The sequence below is a fragment of the Mesorhizobium sp. M8A.F.Ca.ET.181.01.1.1 genome (assembly GCF_004792025.1).
Classification (GTDB): Bacteria; Pseudomonadota; Alphaproteobacteria; order Rhizobiales; family Rhizobiaceae; genus Mesorhizobium.
Genome location: NZ_SRTV01000006.1, coordinates 130105 through 146665, shown reverse-complemented (window position 1 = coordinate 146665; position 16561 = coordinate 130105). Strand labels below are relative to the sequence as shown.

The window sequence follows — 16561 nt, the reverse complement described above, 5'->3', positions numbered from 1 at the left end:
CAAACTAGGGTATTGCTCTTGGTTGAGTCGAGAGCGCGTCATCATCCGGCGAGACGAAAGGTGGCCAGATGGTACCATCTGGCCACACATGGCTCCTGCCGGAAGGTGTCACCGGATCCCGCGCCGGAACGGTCCGGCGCTGCCGTTCAAAGGATGAACCGCGACAGATCCGTGTTTCTGGAGAGGTCGCCGACATGCTTCTGGACATAGGCAGCGTCGATTGTGACGGCCGTGCCGTTGCGGTCGGGCGCATCGTAGGAGATCTCGTCCAGCACCCGCTCCATCACCGTCTGCAGCCGCCTCGCGCCGATATTCTCGATACTGGCGTTGAGGTCGACGGCGACGCCGGCGAGCGAATCGATGGCGTCGTCGGTGAAGGTGAGCTCGACGCCCTCGGTCTTCATCAGCGCGATATACTGCTTGATCAGGCTGGCCTCGGTCTCGGTCAGGATACGGACGAAGTCCTCCTTCTCCAGCGCACGCAGCTCGACGCGGATCGGCAGGCGTCCCTGCAATTCCGGCAGCAGGTCGGACGGCTTCGAGACGTGGAATGCGCCCGACGCGATGAACAGGATGTGATCCGTCTTCAACGGCCCGTATTTGGTCGCCACCGTGGTGCCTTCGACCAGCGGCAGCAGATCACGCTGCACGCCTTCACGCGAAGGGCCGCCCGAAATGTCAGACCTGGCCGCGATCTTGTCGATCTCGTCGAGGAAGACGATGCCGTCATTCTCCGCCGCGTCCAGCGCCCGGCGCACCACCTCGTCCTGGTCGAGCAGCTTGTCGGACTCGTCTGCGACCAGCAGGTCGTAGGATTCCTTCACCGTGGTCTTGCGCAGCTTGGTCTTCTTGCCGCCCATCGCCTTCGACAGCATGTCGTTGATGTTGAGCACGCCGATATTAGCGCCCGGCATGCCGGGAATCTCGAAGCCGGGCATGCCGCCATTGCCGGTGTCGGCCACCTCGATCTCGATTTCCTTGTCGTCGAGTTCGCCGTCGCGCAGTTTCTTGCGGAAGCTGTCGCGCGTCGCCGGGCTCGCCGTCTTGCCGACTAGAGTTTCCAGTACACGCTCCTCGGCGTTGACATGGGCGCGCGCCTTGACGTCCTCTCGCATCTTCTCGCGCACCAGGCCGATGGCGATCTCGACCAGGTCGCGGATGATCTGCTCGACGTCGCGGCCGACATAGCCGACTTCGGTGAATTTGGTCGCCTCGACCTTGACGAACGGCGCGCCGGCCAGCCGCGCCAGGCGGCGCGAGATCTCGGTCTTGCCGACGCCTGTCGGGCCGATCATCAGGATATTCTTCGGCATCACCTCTTCGCGCATCTGGCCTTCGAGCTGCTGGCGGCGCCAGCGGTTGCGCAAGGCGATGGCCACGGCGCGCTTGGCGTCCTTCTGGCCGATGATGAAGCGGTCGAGTTCCGAAACGATTTCGCGGGGAGAAAATGTGCTCATATCACTAAATTCCACTTTGCCACTGCTTGATGGCCTCGAACGGATGCAGCAGCATGATCACGTTGAGCGTCAGATTGTCCCGGATGAGATAGCCGGTACCCAGTTCGAAGAGGATGGCGAGGCTGACGATCACCCATATAGGTAGCCTTCGCGCCATCACAAATCCCAGCACCATGGCCAGTGTGTCGGACACCGAATTGATGATGCTGTCCCCGTAATAATCGAGCGAGATGGTGCCGGCGCGGTAGCGCTCGATGATGAACGGGCTGTTTTCGAGGATTTCCCAGCCGCCCTCGATGAGGACGGCGAATGCCAGCCGCAAGCCGATCGGCGAGCGCGGGAACAGGAACCGGGCCAGCGCATAGAACAGGAAGCCGTGGATGATGTGGGAAAAGGTGTACCAGTCCGAAATGTGCTGGGAATTCTCCGAACTGTTCACCACGCCATGCCACAGCTTGACATAACCGCAGGTACAGATCGGCGGATGGCCCATCAGGTAGAGCGTGACGGCCTGGGCGACGAGCAGGCCGGCGACGATCAGCAGCCCCATCCGCCAGCTATCCTCGTAAGCAGAAAGGCTCTTGTCGTCGCTGGATGTGGCCATGCCCTGGATTACCCCTCTTGCGCGTCTTCGGCGTCGATCGCCATCAGCACGACGTCGCCATAGATCGATTGCCTGCGATCAATGGCCCGAAATCCCGCCTTTTCATAGGCGCGAATGGCCCTGATGTTGGCGGGATCGGGGTCGATGATGACGCGCGGCACGCCTTCCTCGAACAGGTCTTCGACGAACTGGCGCACGATCGCCGAGCCATGGCCGATGCCGACCAGTTCCGGCCGGCCGATCGAAAGATCAATGCCGAGCGTGCCGAACGGCTGATCGGAATAGGGATGATCGTCCTCCATATGGGGGTCGTAGCTTTGGAGATAAGCGATCGGCTTGCCGTCGAGCTCCACGATCAGCGGCTCGACGGAAATGCTGTCTATGTGATCGGCAATCTCTGCGATTTCCGTCTCCGGATCGTCCCACCACTCGGCGACATGCGGCTCGGCCAGCCAGCCGGCGATCATCGGCAGGTCCTTTTTGGTCACCGGCCGAAAATCGTAGGGCACCACCCTCTCAGGCGGCATCGAGCGTTTCGACGACGAAATTGTTGTTGGTGTAGACGCAGATGTCGGAGGCGATCTGCATCGCCTTGCGGGCGATCTCCTCGGCATCCTTGTCGGTGTCCATCAGCGCGCGCGCCGCGGCCAGAGCGTAATTGCCGCCCGAACCGATGGCCATGACGCCATGTTCGGGCTCCAGCACGTCACCATTGCCCGTCAGTGCCAGCGAGACCGACTTGTCGGCAACCAGCATCATCGCCTCCAGCCGGCGCAGATAGCGGTCGGTGCGCCAGTCCTTGGCGAGCTCGACGCACGCGCGGGTGAGTTGGTCAGGATACTGTTCGAGCTTTGCTTCGAGCCGCTCCAGCAGCGTGAAGGCATCGGCGGTGGCACCGGCAAAGCCAGCAATCACATTGCCGCCCTTGCCGATGCGGCGCACTTTGCGGGCATTGCCCTTCATGATGGTCTGGCCAAGGCTGACCTGGCCGTCGCCGGCGATCACCACCTTGTTGCCCTTGCGCACGGTCACGATCGTCGTGGCATGCATGGTCAATTCATTGGACATTTCCTGCTCCGAGCAGCGCCATCCCTTTAAAAGGCGATTTGGCGCGGTACGAGTGACTTTGATCGGCCATATGTATGCATGGGGCCAATGATTGCAAACCGCTCGATAGCGGCCGGGATCGCAACTGGCAATCGCCGGATCATGCTGCTAGAAGGCTCTCGTTTTCAAGCCAGCGAGCGCTTGAGGCCCGTGAACCGGTCGCGGTCTGAACCACTGGCACAAGGATAGAGTGATGGCGCCCCGTTCCGCCGATGCAAGCCGCAAGACCAGGGAAACCGACATCTCGGTGTCGATCCATGTCGACGGCTCCGGCAAATCGGACATCGCCACCGGCGTCGGCTTCTTCGACCATATGCTGGACCAGCTTTCCCGCCATTCGCTGATCGACATGACCGTCAGGGCCAAGGGCGACCTGCACATAGACGACCACCACACGGTCGAGGACACCGGCATCGCGCTCGGCCAGGCCTTGACCAAGGCGTTGGGCGAGCGGCGCGGCATCATGCGCTATGCCTCGATCGACCTTGCCATGGACGAGACGCTGACGCGTGCGGCGATCGACGTCTCGGGCCGCCCCTTCCTGGTCTGGAACGTTTCGTTCTCGTCGCCCAAGATCGGCACCTTCGACACCGAACTGGTGCGTGAGTTCTTCCAGGCGCTGGCGCAGAATGCCGGCATCACGCTGCATGTCACCAACCACTATGGCGCCAACAACCATCATATCGCCGAGACCTGCTTCAAGGCGGTGGCGCGCGCGCTGCGCGCCGCGCTCGAGCGCGATCCGCGCCAGCCCGACGCGGTTCCCTCCACCAAGGGTTCTTTGAAGGGATAGCCTCATGACCGCCTATGTCGTGATGGAGCCACCTGGCCGCAGCGAGAAAGTCGACATGACGACGTTGGTCCGCGACGGCTTCACCTGGCTCGGCCTGCTGGTGCCGCCGCTGTGGCTTGCCTGGCACCGGCTGTGGGTCGAAGCGGCGCTGGCCTTTGTCATCATGGGCGTGCTTTCGATGCTTGGTCAGAAACTTGGCCTCGGCGTCGCCGGCTCGCTGCTGTCGCTGCTCGTCTCGCTCTATGTCGGCCTGGAGGGCCAGGGATTGCGCATCGCGGCGATGCGCCGCCGCGGCTGGCATGAATGGGGCGTCGTCGAGGCCGGTCGGCTCGGGGACGCCGACATGCGCTATGCCCTTGAGATCGAAGGTCTTTCGGATGAAGCGGCACCCGCGCCGCGCATCGTTCCGGATGCCGCTCTGGCGCGCCCGGCGCAGCCCGGCATGGCGCTGGGGCTGACCCACATTCCGGGACGGCGCTGAGATGCGCGTTGCGATCATCGATTACGGTTCGGGCAATCTGCGCTCGGCCACCAAGGCTTTCGAGCGCGCCGCGCGTGAGGCCGGCATCGCGGCCGAGATCGACCTGACGGCCGATGCCGACCGTGTGCGCACCGCGGACCGCATCGTCCTGCCCGGCGTCGGCGCTTACGCCGATTGCGCGGCCGGCCTGCGCGCCGTCGAGGGCATGTGGGAGGCGGTCGAGGAGGTCGCCATCGCCAAGGGCCGGCCTTTCCTGGGCATTTGCGTAGGCATGCAGCTGATGTCGCAGCGCGGCCTCGAGAAGACCATCACCAACGGCTTCGGCTGGATATCGGGTGACGTCAAGGAGATCCAGCCTGCCGATCCGGCGCTGAAGATTCCGCAGATCGGCTGGAACACGATCGAATTGAGGCGTCGGCACCCGCTGTTTTCCGGCATTCCGACCGGGCCAGACGGGCTGCATGCCTATTTCGTCCACTCCTACCATCTCGATGCGAAAAACTCCGACGAGGTCCTTGCGGTTGCCGACTATGGCGGCCCGGTGACCGCCACGGTCGCCCGCGACAATCTGGCCGGCACGCAGTTCCATCCTGAAAAGAGCCAGGCGCTGGGCCTGGCGCTGATCACGAATTTCCTGCGCTGGAGGCCCTGATGAGCCATCCGCACCGACCGTTGGCGCTGCCCCTCATTGTCCTGCCGGACATTTCTCCCCGTATAAGGACGGGGAGAAAAACGCTGTCTTCGATGTTTTCGACAATTCTGAAAGAGGCGACGAGGCCGGAACTGCCCCCTTCTCCCCGTCTCTATACGGGGAGAAGTGCCCGGCAGGGCGATGAGGGGCAGCGCGGACCTGTGATGGATCGCAGCGCTCCACCGGCCAATTCGGGCGCCCAAACGTTCCAGGAGCCCCAAGCCGTATGATCCTGTTTCCAGCCATCGACCTCAAGGACGGCCAATGCGTGCGCCTGAAGCACGGCGACATGGCGACCGCGACCATCTACAATGACGATCCGGCCGCGCAGGCCAAGGCCTTCGAAGAGCAGGGTTTTGAGTGGCTGCATGTCGTCGACCTCAACGGCGCTTTCCAGGGCCAGAGCGTCAACAGCGCCGCGGTCGGCGCGATCCTGAAGGCGACGAAGAACCCCGTACAGCTCGGCGGCGGCATCCGCACGCTGGAGCAGATCGAGGATTGGCTCGACCGTGGGCTGGCCCGCGTCATCCTCGGCACGGTGGCGGTGCGCGATCCCGATCTGGTCAGGCAGGCCTGCAAGGCATTTCCGGGCAAGGTCGCCGTCGGCATCGATGCCAAGGCCGGCAAGGTTGCCGTCGAAGGCTGGGCCGAGGCGTCGAGCCTCGGCGTCATCGAACTTGCCAGGAAATTCGAAGGCGCCGGCGTGGCCGCCATCATCTACACCGACATCGACCGCGACGGCGTGCTGACCGGCATCAACTGGGACGCCACCATCGATCTCGCCGACGCCGTGTCGATCCCGGTCATCGCCTCCGGCGGGCTGGCTTCGATCGCCGACATCGTGCGCATGACCATGCCCGACGCACAAAAGCTCGAAGGCGCCATCTCGGGCCGGGCGCTCTATGACGGCCGCATCGATCCCGCAGAGGCGCTGGCCATCCTGCAGGGCAGGCCAGCGACGGAGACGCGGTCGTGAAGGTTTCGCTCATCCTGGCCTCCTATGACAGCGGCCACTATCATGGCGGCATGGGCCAGGGGCCCGACGCGCTGATCTCGGGCGGGCTGGTCGACGCCTTGACCCTTGCCGGCCATGACGTCACGGTCGAAGATATCGGCAGGGTCGGTGACGACCAGGAGCGCGAGATCGCCACGGGTTTCGCCGTCTGCAACGCCGTCTCGGGCGAGGTCCGCATCGCCCGAGACAGAGGGCGGTTTCCCATCGTGCTGGCCGGAAACTGCCTGACCAGTGCCGGCGCGGTCGCCGGCGAAGGCGCCGACGCCATCATCTGGGCCGACCAGCATGGCGACCTCAACACGCCCGAGACGTCCGTATACGGTTTTCTCGACGGCATGGCGCTGTCGACGGTGCTCGGCCTGTGCTGGCGCCCGATGGCATCGGCCATTCCCGGCTTCAGGCCGATCGATCCCGCGCGCTGCGTGCTCGTCAACGCCCGCGATCTCGATCCGGCGGAGGAAAAACTTCTCGAAACATTGCCGGTCATCCGGACGGAATGCCCCGGCGTGGCGCAAGCGACGGAACAATTGAAGGCCGCCGGCGCCAACAGCGTGCACATGCATCTCGATCTCGACGTGCATGATCCCAAGGCGCTGCAGGCCAACCGCTATGTCACGTCAGGCGGACCGAGTGCGGAGCAGCTGCGCCACGCGGCCTGCGCCATGGCGCTTGCGGTGCCGGTCGTCGGCATCACCGTTTCCGCTTACGATCCGGCCTTCGATGCCCGGGCCGATGTGCCGCCGCTGGTCGGCCAGTTGCTCAACGATCTGCTTGCCACGATAGAGGGCCGCTGATGCTGAAAGCCCGCGTCATCCCTTGCCTCGACGTCAAGGACGGCCGTGTCGTCAAGGGCGTCAATTTCGTCGATCTCATCGACGCCGGCGATCCGGTGGAGGCAGCCAAGGCCTATGATGCCGCCGGCGCCGACGAGCTCTGCTTTCTCGACATCACCGCTTCGTCGGACAATCGCGAGACCATCTTCGACGTCATCGCCCGCACCGCCGAACAATGCTTCATGCCGCTGACCGTCGGCGGCGGCGTGCGCCAGGTCTCCGACATCAGGAAATTGCTGCTGGCCGGCGCCGACAAGGTGTCGATCAACACGGCCGCGGTGAAGAACCCGGATTTCGTCGCCGAAGCCGCCGACAAGTTCGGCAACCAGTGCATCGTCGTCGCCATCGACGCCAAGAAAGTGTCGGCGCCCAATGAAGCCGACCGCTGGGAAATCTTCACCCATGGCGGGCGCGAAAAGACCGGCATCGACGCCATCGAGTTTGCGCGAAAAATGGTCGATCGCGGCGCCGGCGAGATCCTGTTGACCTCGATGGACCGCGATGGCACCAAGGCCGGCTACGACATCGCGCTGACCCGGGCGGTATCGGACGCGGTGCGTGCGCCAGTCATCGCATCGGGTGGCGTCGGCACGCTGGATCATATGGTCGAAGGCATTCGTGACGGCCATGCAGGGGCTGTTCTGGCGGCCTCCATCTTCCACTTCGGCACCTACACCATCGCGCAAGCCAAGGCGCATATGGCCGCGGCCGGCCTGCCGATGCGGCTGGACTCGCTGGGAAACAGGTCCTAGAGCATGTTCCTTGAACCGGCTTTCGGAAAAGAGCAGGCTTAAACAAGAAGATAGACTGACATGGCCGAGTTTTCGCTCTCCGACCTGGAAAAAATCGTCAGCGACCGCGCCCATTCCGGCGATCCGGACTCATGGACGGCCAAGCTGTTTTCGCGCGGCATGGACAAGGCGGCGCAGAAGCTCGGCGAGGAGGCGGTCGAGACCGTGATTGCCGCCGTCAAGGGCGACAAACAGGGCCTCGTTTCGGAAAGCGCCGATCTCATATATCATTGGCTCGTCGTTCTCGGCATAGCGGGCGTTCCGCTGAACGACGTGCTCAGGGAGCTCGAAGGCCGCACCGGGCGTTCGGGCATCGCCGAGAAGGCGTCACGGCCCAAGGGCTGACCGCGAGGGAGGGCAGGTATCTCGATGGATCAGCTCGCGCCAACCGAGAAATATTCCCCGTTTCGCTTTTTCTCGGCCGAGCAATGGTCGCAATTCCGCGCCGACACCCCGCTGACGCTGAGCGAGGACGAGTTCCGCCGCCTGCGGTCGCTCAACGACCCGGTCGACCTCGAAGAGGTCAAGCGCATCTATCTGTCGCTGTCGCGGCTTTTGTCGGCGCATGTCGAGGCGAGCCAGCTTCTTTTCAGGCAGCGCCAGGCCTTCTTCAATGCCGTCGATGTCGCCAAGACGCCGTTCATCATCGGCATCGCCGGTTCGGTCGCGGTCGGCAAATCGACCACGGCGCGCGTGCTGAAGGAATTGCTGGCGCGATGGCCGTCGAGCCCCAAGGTCGACCTCATCACCACCGACGGCTTCCTGCTGCCCAATGAGGTGCTGCGCCGCGAAAGCCTGATGGAGCGCAAGGGGTTTCCCGACAGCTACGATGTCGGCGCGCTGCTGCGTTTCCTCTCGGGCATCAAGTCGGCGTTGCCCGACGTCCGCGCGCCGGTCTATTCGCACCTCACCTATGACGTCATCCCCGGCGAGTTCGTCACCATCGACCGGCCCGACATCCTGATCTTCGAAGGCATCAACGTGCTGCAGCCGGGCAAGCTGCCGCAGGACGGCAAGATCGTGCCTTTCCTGTCGGACTTCTTCGACTTCGCCATCTATATCGATGCCGATGAGAAGCTGATCCACCAGTGGTATATTTCCCGCTTCATGCGGCTGCGCGAGACCGCCTTCCGCAACCCGGACTCCTTCTTCCATCGCTATTCGCGGCTGTCGGAGGATGCGGCCAAGGCAATCGCCGAGGGCCTGTGGACCAACATCAACCTGAAGAACCTGCGCGAGAACATCCTGCCGACGCGCGCCCGCGCCGACTTGATCCTGCGCAAGGGCGCCGACCACCTGGTCGAGGAAGTGGCGCTGCGCAAGCTCTAGGCTTTCAGAAAACGGTTCCGCTCGAACCGTTTCGATGCGACTGGCGTCCGATTAGAACGCCCTTAACCGATTGGTTGCTAGAACTCCGCCATATCAGCTGTTGTGGTGAAGGCCGTTGGCATGGATGCGCCGCTCATTGCCCCGGGCAAGCCGGCAAGCTTGAATTCCAGCCAGGCCGCGTCTCGTCTCGGTGCTCCGGCCGCTGCAACGTTGCTGATCGTCGCCTATGCGACCATCACCTCGCTTCTTCTACCGGTCAATGTCGACGTCTCCTGGCTGCTGACGGTCGGCGACCGCGTCCTCAATGGCGAACGCCTTTACGTTGATATTGCCGAGGCCAACCCGCCGTTTTCAACCTGGCTCTATCTGCCCTTCCTTGTCATGGAGCGGCTGACCGGGCTCGCGGCGGAACTCTGGCTGAGCGTTGGACTGGCGGCGCTGGCGGTTGCTTCAATCTGGTTTTCGGCCCGCATTCTCATCCAGGCCGATGAATCGCTCAAGCGATACGCCCGGCTCGCTCCGGTCGCGGTGTTTTGCGTGCTGTTCCTGCTGCCGCTGGATTTCGGCCAACGCGAGCAGATTTCCGTCATTGCCTTGCTGCCATGGCTGGCTCTGTTCTCGGTGCGCGATCACAGAGTGGACTTCCACGCCGGCAGCGCTGCCGAGCAGATCGTTGCGGGTGTAGGCGCCGCTGTCTTCGTCATGATCAAGCCTCCTTACAGTGTGCTGGCGCTGGCGGTGCCGGCCTTGGTGGTTGCGCTGCAACGACGCTCATTGCGTCCGCTTTGGACGACGGAGAATATCGTCGGCGGCATCTTGACCGTCATCTATCTGACTGCGGTCGCAGTCTTCATGCGCCCCTTCTTCACCGATGTCTTGCCGTTGCTGCGTCAGGTCTATCTGCCGATGCGCGCGCCGGTCGTTGATATGTTGACGCTCTGGCCGATCGAAGCGTTCCTGGCAATGGCGGCGACCACGCTCGCAATGGCTCGCCCCGACCGTATTCATCGCGATGCGAAAATACTGCTTCTGGCCGGGACAGCTTATGTCCCCGCTTTCCTCATGATGGGCAAGGGTTGGACCTATCAGGCGCTGCCGTTCCTGACATTTGGCGCCTTGGCGTTCCTGCTCCAATTTGTCCGGCGGCCGCCGTGGCGGGACCTGACCATCTTGGCCAGGACCGGAACCGCGCTCGGCCTGCTTCTCTTGATACTGATCGCCCTTCAGGGACAGGTCTCAGCGCTGTTGCAGCCTCGCGGCGATCTGGACGCGGCTACAGCCGCCATCGCCATCGCCGTCGATCGCCCCACCGTCATGTCGATCGGCTCTCGGCTGCAGGTCGGCAACCCACTCGTGCGGGCGGTCGGTGGCCGCCTTGTCGGTCGTCACCCCTCCGCGTGGATGGTCAGGGATTCCGGGCTGCTGATCGAGGCGGGGAGGGATCCGGTCACACGGAAGGAACTGCAAGCACTGCGGGACACATACATTCTCGATATTGCGAAGGAAGTGACCACCAAACGGCCGGACATCGTCCTTGACGATGGGACGGCGGTACCCAGTGCCCCGGTATTGCTGAAGATCGCGGACAACCCCCCTCCGCCGAGGCCACTTCGCGACAACCCCGCGGTCGCAGAAGCGCTGCGGGGCTACCGCTTGCTGCTCCAGAATGGTTCGGTGACAGTGCTCATCCGCGCCGATACAGCCGCGCGCTAGCAGCTCGTAGCAGGTTCGTCGAACCTGCTACGAGCGAAATGCGGGATCACGGTTCAGCCATTGGCGAACGGGACGGCGACATAGATCTGGCTGCCCTCGCGTTCGACCAGCAGCAGCACCGACTTGCGGCCTGACTTGCCGGCCTGCGCGATGGCTTGCGTGACCTGCCTGGCGTTCTTCACCGGCGCCTGGTTGACGGCGACGATGATGTCGCCCGGCTGGATGCCTGCGGTGGCCGCGGCCTTGTCCGGGTTGACGGTGGCGACCACCGCGCCGCGCTCGTTGTCGGCCAGGTTCATCTGCTGGCGGATGTCGGGCGTGATGTCCATCAGGCCGAGGCCGATGGCCGGCGCGCGGGAGCCCTGTTCTGTCCCCGGCGCGCTGGAATCGCCGGTGGATGCCGTTTTCACATCGTCGCTGTTGCGGCCGACATCGACGGAAATCCGCATGGCCTTGCCCTTGCGCCAGACATCCAGTGTCTTCCTGGCACCCGGCGCGACGTCGGCGACAGCCCGCGACAGATCCTTGGGATCCTTGACGTCCTGTCCGGCGAAGCTGGTTATGACATCGCCGGTCTCGACACCGGCCTTGGCCGCGGGCGAGCCGTCATTGACCTGCGAGACCAAGGCGCCGGCGGGATGATCGAGCCCGATGGCGCTGGCCACGTCCGGGGTGACCGGCTGGATCTCGACGCCGAGATAGCCGTATTCGATGTCGCCACCCTTCATCAGCTTGGCAACCACCTTCTCTGCTTGGTCCGACGGAATGGCGAAGCCGACACCGACGCTGCCGCCATTCGGCGAATAGATCGCCGTGTTGATGCCGACGACATTGCCGCTGACATCCACCAGCGGGCCGCCGGAATTGCCGTGATTGATCGGCGCGTCGATTTGAATGAAATCGTCGAACGGCCCGCTGTGCAGGTCACGGCCACGCGCCGAGACAATGCCGGCCGTGACCGTGGTGCCGATGCCGAACGGATTGCCGATCGCCAACACCTGGTCGCCTGTCATGAGCTTGTCGGAGTCGCCCCATTTCACGGTCGGCAGCGACTTGCCGGCCTTGATCTTCAGCACCGCGAGATCGTTCTTGGCGTCGTGACCGACCAGCTTGGCCGGAAGCTCCGTGCCGTCGTCGAGCGTGACCTTGATCGAGGAGGCGCCGTCGACGACGTGGTTGTTGGTGACGATGGTGCCGTCGGCGCTGACGATGAAGCCCGAACCGAGCGCCTCGGCGCGCTGCGACTGCTGTTGCTGCGGAGGCGTCTTTGGACCAGGCATGCCCTGATCGCCGAAGAACTGGCGGAAATAGTCGTCGAAGGGCGAATTGCCGCCAAAGGGCGAACTCTCAGGCGAACCTTCGCTCATGGCATCCGGTTGCGCCTTCATGACTGTCGTGACCGTGACGACAGCGGGCTTGGTCGAAGCCACGATGGGCGCGAACGATCCGTTCGGAGCCGTTATCCCTGCGACAGGGGTCTGCGTCGTCGCAGCGACGTTGCTCAAGCCGCCATTGCCGGCATTTTGAGCGAGGGAGACGACGGCGGGGGAGATGATCAGCGCGGCGCCCAGCAGGGCGGCGACGCGATGCCTACGAAGAATACCAAGAGGTGACATGGTCGTTCTGTCCGGGCGAGGGTTGATCCGGCGCCTCGGGCGGCTCTTGGGAGAAGGCGCCCGTCAGCGTGTCGACGGCCGGGATGGCCTGTCTCGCCGTACATGGCGGCCGGCCGGATCGACACGAGGTATCTAGGGTGCCGAATGGCCCGAATTAGGGTTTTTGCCCGACCTTACGAAGATTTAATTCAGAGCGCGCTTACGGATCGCAGATAGGCCGACGCGATTTCACGCATGCGCTTGCCGTCGAAACTCGGGCCGTGGCCGCCATGGCCGATGCGGATCGGCAGGTCGAGCAGGCGCCGCATCGTGCTGGCATAAGCGCCCCTGTCGGAATCCGGCAGATCGTCGATCAGCGTGTCGTCATAGATGGCGTCGCCACTAAAGAACAGGCCATCGGCCTCGTCGAAAAGCGCGATCGAATCCGGCGAGTGGCCGGGAAGGTGCAGCACGCGAAATTGCCGGTCGCCGAGGTCGACCACGTCGCCCTCGTCAAGGGTCCGCGTCAGCGGCGCCGATGGGATCTTGTAATCCGCCGACTTCCAACCCGGCTCGGGCAGCTTCGAAACCGCGCCCTCGAGATCGTGAAACATGTAGGCGTAGGTCGCGGCCTCATCCATGCTCTCGAATTGCGCCGCGCTCATCCTTGGCCCGGCCCGCAGCGGAAATTCGTGCAGCGAGCCGACATGGTCGAGGTGGATATGGGTGGCGACGACCAGAAGCGGCTTGCCTGCGGGCGTCTCTATCTGCGGCGCCAGTGGACAGATGCCCATGCCGGTGTCGACCAGAAGGTCGGCGTCGCGACCGGTGAAATGCCAGATGTTGGCGCGCACATAGTCGTGCACGAACGGCTCGGTCAGCATCATCGTCCTGTCGTCGACGATGCGCTTGCTGAACCAGTTTTCCATCAGGCGGGACCGGGCATTAATTCCAAGCCCAAGATCAGACGAACGGTTTTCCGACCTTGTATTTTTCCGGCACCAGCCGCTTGAGATAGGCCATGCCGGTCTCGGACAGTTGGTTGGCGTCGGACTTCATGAAATCGTCGGGCATGTGCCGGGTCTTGCCGGCGACGTTCTTCAGCGGCACCTTCTTCAGCACTATTTTGCTGCCATCATACTGCAGCGCGACCGAGCCGCCGCCCTGTTCGGCGACGCCGACGGCGAAGGCGCCGGCATCGAAGGCCTCCTGCGCGTCGACCGCGCTGATGGCGCCGACATAGCCGCGCGGCATGTAGCCGAGTGCGTCGACGCGGGCGCGCTTGCCCGGCAGCCCTTCGGCCAATGCCCGTTCGAGCGCCGCAGGCAGGTCGCTGCCCGACAATTTGACGTTGCCGTGCTGGTCGCGTTCGAGCTTGTCCGCCGGCACCAGGCTTTCGACCAGCGCCTTGCCGTCGGCGGTGCTGACGCCTTCCGACACGGCGACGATACAGCGCTTGTGGCGGTCGAGCGTGGCGCGCACGTCCTCGATGAAGCCTGCGGCGGAGAACGGCCGCTCCGGCACGTAGACGAGATGCGGGCCGCTGTCGGGGTCGAGCTGCCAGGCCGCGGCGGCCGCGGTCAGGAAGCCGGCATGCCGGCCCATGACGATGCCGACATAGATGCCGGGCAGCGCGCGAAAATCGAGGTCGACCGACAGGAAGGCGCCGGCGACGAATTCGGCCGCCGAGATGAAGCCCGGCGTATGGTCGTTTTCCTCGAGATCGTTGTCGATGGTTTTCGGCGCATGGACGAAAGCGATCTTGCCGCCGGCGGCATCGGTCAGGATCTGCTGCGTGCCCGAGGTGTCGTTGCCGCCAATGTAGATGAAGGCGTCGGCGCCCGCCTTCTGCAGGCCCTTCAGGATGACCTCGCAATAGGCAGCATCCGGCTTGTCGCGCGTCGAGCCCAGTGCCGCGCTCGGCGTTCCGGCAATCAGCCGCAGCCGGTCCTCGGGAATGGCCGAAAGGTCGACATAGTTGCCGTCACGAATGCCGCGCACGCCGTGGATCGAGCCCAGCACCTTGGCGCCGGGATGTCGCTTGCGGATCTCCAGAGTGGCGCCCACCACCGTCTGGTTGATGACGGCGGTAGGACCGCCGCCCTGCGCGATAACAAAAGTTCCGGCCATTCCTGACGTCTCCCGAGGTTTTCAAGGCACCTTGGCCTGTCTTCTCGCCTCGCGCAACGGAAGAGTCTGGCGGCCGCAAAACGTGGCCACGATCACATGACGACGACGGGGTTTTTCTTCGATACCCGGCTGTAGAGGTCGATGATGTCCTGGTTGATCAGGCGCACGCAGCCCGACGACATCGCCTGGCCGATGCTCCACCATTCGGGCGAGCCGTGGATGCGGTAGCCGGTGTCCTTGCCATCCTGGTAGATGTAGAGCGCGCGGGCGCCAAGCGGATTGGTGAGGCCGCCGGGCTGGCCGCCCTGCCACTTCACCAGTTCCGGCTTGCGCTGGATCATTTCGGGCGGCGGCGTCCAGGTCGGCCATTCGCGGCCGTACTGGATGTTGGCCCGGCCGGACCAGCGGAACCCGTCCTTGCCGATGCCGACGCCGTAGCGGATGGCGTCGCCACCCGGCTGGACGAGATAGAGCATGCGCTCCTTGAGATGCACGACAATCGTGCCGGGCGCCTCGCCTGTCGTGTCGACGACGATCTGGCGGCGGAATTCCGGCTTCACCTTGAGATAGGGCACCTCGGGCACGTTGAAGCCGTTGTCGGTCAGCGCGGCATACATGACGTCGGCGCTGGTGATGTTCTTGTCGACGCTGATCGAGGGCCGGATCGGCACCGACCCGGTGACCGTATCGTCGAGCTGGAGCGCCGGCAGGCCGCCGCCACCCGAAGTCGAGCAGCCGGCGACGCCGAGCAGCGCCAAGGCGCCCGCCCCGGACAGGACGGCGCGGCGGGAGAGGAGAAGATCGGTTTCGATTGCGTCGCCGTTTCGCGGCGGCGTCGGACCTTGCGGCAACTCACGCATATACCCAAACCCTACGCTGTCGGCGGGAAGCACGGTCCGGCCGGATAGCGGGCATTTTCATCATTCATGGTTGATAAAGCGTGAATGCCTTGCGCTGCTTGCGTTTGCGCATTGCCGGAAACGCCGTTCCGCCCTCCCGGCGACCGTCATCCAGTGTCAGGCACAAAATCACCCCTGTCAGGTCACAATCCCGGCGCTGGTGTTTCCTACCTCTCCCGATGATCAGCGAGGGGCCTCCATGTGCAAGACGTTAAAAACCGACATCAAGCTTTTTGCCGCTGCCATTGTCGCGGCCGCCACGGTTCTCGGTGCCAATGTCAGCCTGGCCGATATCGTGAGCACGCTGGGCGGCGCGAACTGACACCGGGCTGCCGCTGGCGCAATTGATGTCGTAGTCCATAAGGTCGTACCGGTTGCCCGACCGGAATGCGCAAAAAACAAAGATTCGGCCCTTTACATTTTTCGGGACCCAAGGATTTATCCTCTTCTTTGAGCTCAAAGGAGACGAGCATGTCCTTCGAAAACTGGGCCGCCTTCGCTGCCGCGTCGACCATCCTCCTTGTGATCCCGGGTCCGACCATCCTTCTGGTCGTGTCCTATGCGCTGGGCCAGGGCTGGCGCACCGCTTTGCCGATGGCCGTCGGCGTGGCGCTCGGCGACTTCACCGCCATGACCTTGTCGATGCTGGGCATCGGCGCGCTGCTGGCGGCTTCCGCTGGTGTTTTCACCATCCTGAAGCTGATCGGCGCCGGCTATCTGATCTATCTCGGCGTGAAACTGTTCCGCGCCGGCGGCACGCTGAGGGCCGAACCGCGCACCGACGCGGTGTCGTCGGCCAAGATGATGGCGCATGCCTGGCTGGTCACCGCGCTCAACCCGAAGAGCATCACCTTCTTCGTTGCGTTCCTGCCGCAGTTTCTCGACCGGCATGCCAGTTTCTGGACGCAGATGCTGGTTTTCGAGACGACCTTCCTGGCGCTCGCCTTCGCCAACGCCTTCGGTTACGCGCTGATCGCGGCACGCGCCCGCAACGTGGTGCGCAATCCCAGGGCGATCCGCATCTTCAACCGCACCGGCGGCACGCTGCTGGTCGGCGCCGGCATCGCCACGGTGGCGATGCGGTCCGGCAATTGAGAAAGCAGGCGCGGCCAAGGCGTGTTGA

At 63.9% G+C, this 16561-nt stretch carries 19 protein-coding genes; 10 read left to right on the top strand and 9 right to left on the bottom strand.

Features of this window, described 5'->3' with window-relative positions; genetic code table 11:
* Positions 1-146: 146 nt before the first annotated feature.
* From hslU to hslV, 4 genes are read right to left on the bottom strand one after another with little or no spacing between them, the layout of a single operon-like run.
* Complete coding sequence (hslU, locus tag EN824_RS21735; RefSeq protein ID WP_127871196.1) at positions 147-1457, bottom strand: ATP-dependent protease ATPase subunit HslU; 1311 nt, start codon at positions 1455-1457, stop codon at positions 147-149.
* A gap of 4 nt (positions 1458-1461) precedes the next feature.
* Complete coding sequence (locus EN824_RS21730; protein ID WP_127871195.1) at positions 1462-2061, bottom strand: DUF2585 domain-containing protein; 600 nt, start codon at positions 2059-2061, stop codon at positions 1462-1464.
* A gap of 8 nt (positions 2062-2069) precedes the next feature.
* Positions 2070-2588 carry a GNAT family N-acetyltransferase gene (locus EN824_RS21725; protein WP_127871194.1) on the bottom strand — a complete coding sequence of 173 codons (519 nt, stop codon included), beginning with the start codon at positions 2586-2588 and terminating at the stop codon, positions 2070-2072.
* Positions 2578-3129 (bottom strand): ATP-dependent protease subunit HslV, encoded by a 552-nt coding sequence (hslV, locus tag EN824_RS21720; protein ID WP_127279611.1) that lies wholly within the window; start codon positions 3127-3129, stop codon positions 2578-2580. Before hslV ends, EN824_RS21725 begins: the two co-directional genes overlap by 11 nt.
* 232 nt (positions 3130-3361) lie before the next feature.
* Between hslV and hisB the strand changes: the two genes are divergently transcribed.
* The 9 genes from hisB (at position 3362) to EN824_RS21670 (ending at position 10814) form a co-directional block, all read left to right on the top strand.
* Positions 3362-3961: an imidazoleglycerol-phosphate dehydratase HisB gene (gene hisB / locus EN824_RS21715; RefSeq protein ID WP_127871193.1), complete on the top strand. Its 600-nt coding sequence runs from the start codon at positions 3362-3364 to the stop codon at positions 3959-3961.
* A gap of 4 nt (positions 3962-3965) precedes the next feature.
* The gene (locus EN824_RS21710; RefSeq protein ID WP_127871192.1) at positions 3966-4442 is read left to right on the top strand and encodes a DUF2628 domain-containing protein; all 477 of its coding nucleotides are present in this window, start codon (positions 3966-3968) and stop codon (positions 4440-4442) included.
* A gap of 1 nt (position 4443) precedes the next feature.
* Entirely contained in the window at positions 4444-5094 is a 651-nt protein-coding gene (gene hisH, locus EN824_RS21705) for an imidazole glycerol phosphate synthase subunit HisH (protein ID WP_127871191.1), read from the top strand.
* Positions 5095-5359: 265 nt separating this feature from the next.
* Positions 5360-6109, top strand: a complete 750-nt coding sequence (hisA, locus tag EN824_RS21695; protein WP_135917604.1) for a 1-(5-phosphoribosyl)-5-[(5-phosphoribosylamino)methylideneamino]imidazole-4-carboxamide isomerase — start codon at positions 5360-5362, stop codon at positions 6107-6109.
* Positions 6106-6942 carry an arginase family protein gene (locus EN824_RS21690; RefSeq protein WP_127871189.1) on the top strand — a complete coding sequence of 279 codons (837 nt, stop codon included), beginning with the start codon at positions 6106-6108 and terminating at the stop codon, positions 6940-6942. Before hisA ends, EN824_RS21690 begins: the two co-directional genes overlap by 4 nt.
* Positions 6939-7733: an imidazole glycerol phosphate synthase subunit HisF gene (gene hisF / locus EN824_RS21685; RefSeq protein ID WP_167531401.1), complete on the top strand. Its 795-nt coding sequence runs from the start codon at positions 6939-6941 to the stop codon at positions 7731-7733. Before EN824_RS21690 ends, hisF begins: the two co-directional genes overlap by 4 nt.
* 60 nt (positions 7734-7793) lie before the next feature.
* Positions 7794-8117, top strand: a complete 324-nt coding sequence (locus tag EN824_RS21680; RefSeq protein WP_127280828.1) for a phosphoribosyl-ATP diphosphatase — start codon at positions 7794-7796, stop codon at positions 8115-8117.
* Positions 8118-8141: 24 nt separating this feature from the next.
* Positions 8142-9101, top strand: coding sequence for a type I pantothenate kinase (gene coaA / locus EN824_RS21675; RefSeq protein ID WP_127871187.1), 960 nt, complete (start codon positions 8142-8144; stop codon positions 9099-9101).
* Positions 9102-9221: 120 nt separating this feature from the next.
* Positions 9222-10814: a hypothetical protein gene (locus EN824_RS21670; protein ID WP_127871186.1), complete on the top strand. Its 1593-nt coding sequence runs from the start codon at positions 9222-9224 to the stop codon at positions 10812-10814.
* Between the two features lie 53 nt (positions 10815-10867).
* Here EN824_RS21670 and EN824_RS21665 read toward each other — a convergent pair whose 3' ends face one another.
* From EN824_RS21665 to EN824_RS35340, 5 genes are all read right to left on the bottom strand, one after another.
* Positions 10868-12430, bottom strand: a complete 1563-nt coding sequence (locus tag EN824_RS21665) for a DegQ family serine endoprotease (RefSeq protein ID WP_127871185.1) — start codon at positions 12428-12430, stop codon at positions 10868-10870.
* A 188-nt stretch (positions 12431-12618) separates the two neighbouring features.
* Positions 12619-13338, bottom strand: a complete 720-nt coding sequence (locus EN824_RS21660; protein ID WP_127279475.1) for an MBL fold metallo-hydrolase — start codon at positions 13336-13338, stop codon at positions 12619-12621.
* Positions 13339-13372: 34 nt separating this feature from the next.
* On the bottom strand, positions 13373-14539 hold the full coding sequence (locus EN824_RS21655) for a diphosphate--fructose-6-phosphate 1-phosphotransferase (RefSeq protein ID WP_127279474.1): 1167 nt from the start codon (positions 14537-14539) through the stop codon (positions 13373-13375).
* Between the two features lie 92 nt (positions 14540-14631).
* Positions 14632-15399, bottom strand: coding sequence for a L,D-transpeptidase (locus EN824_RS21650; RefSeq protein ID WP_127279473.1), 768 nt, complete (start codon positions 15397-15399; stop codon positions 14632-14634).
* A gap of 250 nt (positions 15400-15649) precedes the next feature.
* Complete coding sequence (locus EN824_RS35340) at positions 15650-15799, bottom strand: hypothetical protein (protein ID WP_167531394.1); 150 nt, start codon at positions 15797-15799, stop codon at positions 15650-15652.
* A gap of 110 nt (positions 15800-15909) precedes the next feature.
* Here EN824_RS35340 and EN824_RS21640 point away from each other — a divergent pair, with 110 nt between their 5' ends.
* Positions 15910-16533, top strand: coding sequence for a LysE family translocator (locus tag EN824_RS21640; RefSeq protein WP_127279471.1), 624 nt, complete (start codon positions 15910-15912; stop codon positions 16531-16533).
* Positions 16534-16561 lie beyond the last annotated feature (28 nt).

Excerpts from the sequence above, each read along its gene's own strand:
- hslU (WP_127871196.1), bottom strand. The coding sequence starts at position 1,457 with ATGAGCACATTTTCTCCCCGCGAAATCGTTTCGGAACTCGACCGCTTC.
- EN824_RS21730 (WP_127871195.1), bottom strand. The coding sequence starts at position 2,061 with ATGGCCACATCCAGCGACGACAAGAGCCTTTCTGCTTACGAGGATAGC.
- EN824_RS21725 (WP_127871194.1), bottom strand. The coding sequence starts at position 2,588 with ATGCCGCCTGAGAGGGTGGTGCCCTACGATTTTCGGCCGGTGACCAAA.
- hslV (WP_127279611.1), bottom strand. The coding sequence starts at position 3,129 with ATGTCCAATGAATTGACCATGCATGCCACGACGATCGTGACCGTGCGC.
- hisB (WP_127871193.1), top strand. The coding sequence starts at position 3,362 with ATGGCGCCCCGTTCCGCCGATGCAAGCCGCAAGACCAGGGAAACCGAC.
- EN824_RS21710 (WP_127871192.1), top strand. The coding sequence starts at position 3,966 with ATGACCGCCTATGTCGTGATGGAGCCACCTGGCCGCAGCGAGAAAGTC.
- hisH (WP_127871191.1), top strand. The coding sequence starts at position 4,444 with ATGCGCGTTGCGATCATCGATTACGGTTCGGGCAATCTGCGCTCGGCC.
- hisA (WP_135917604.1), top strand. The coding sequence starts at position 5,360 with ATGATCCTGTTTCCAGCCATCGACCTCAAGGACGGCCAATGCGTGCGC.
- EN824_RS21680 (WP_127280828.1), top strand. The coding sequence starts at position 7,794 with ATGGCCGAGTTTTCGCTCTCCGACCTGGAAAAAATCGTCAGCGACCGC.
- coaA (WP_127871187.1), top strand. The coding sequence starts at position 8,142 with ATGGATCAGCTCGCGCCAACCGAGAAATATTCCCCGTTTCGCTTTTTC.
- EN824_RS21670 (WP_127871186.1), top strand. The coding sequence starts at position 9,222 with ATGGATGCGCCGCTCATTGCCCCGGGCAAGCCGGCAAGCTTGAATTCC.
- EN824_RS21665 (WP_127871185.1), bottom strand. The coding sequence starts at position 12,430 with ATGTCACCTCTTGGTATTCTTCGTAGGCATCGCGTCGCCGCCCTGCTG.
- EN824_RS21660 (WP_127279475.1), bottom strand. The coding sequence starts at position 13,338 with ATGGAAAACTGGTTCAGCAAGCGCATCGTCGACGACAGGACGATGATG.
- EN824_RS21655 (WP_127279474.1), bottom strand. The coding sequence starts at position 14,539 with ATGGCCGGAACTTTTGTTATCGCGCAGGGCGGCGGTCCTACCGCCGTC.
- EN824_RS21650 (WP_127279473.1), bottom strand. The coding sequence starts at position 15,399 with ATGCGTGAGTTGCCGCAAGGTCCGACGCCGCCGCGAAACGGCGACGCA.
- EN824_RS35340 (WP_167531394.1), bottom strand. The coding sequence starts at position 15,799 with ATGGACTACGACATCAATTGCGCCAGCGGCAGCCCGGTGTCAGTTCGC.
- EN824_RS21640 (WP_127279471.1), top strand. The coding sequence starts at position 15,910 with ATGTCCTTCGAAAACTGGGCCGCCTTCGCTGCCGCGTCGACCATCCTC.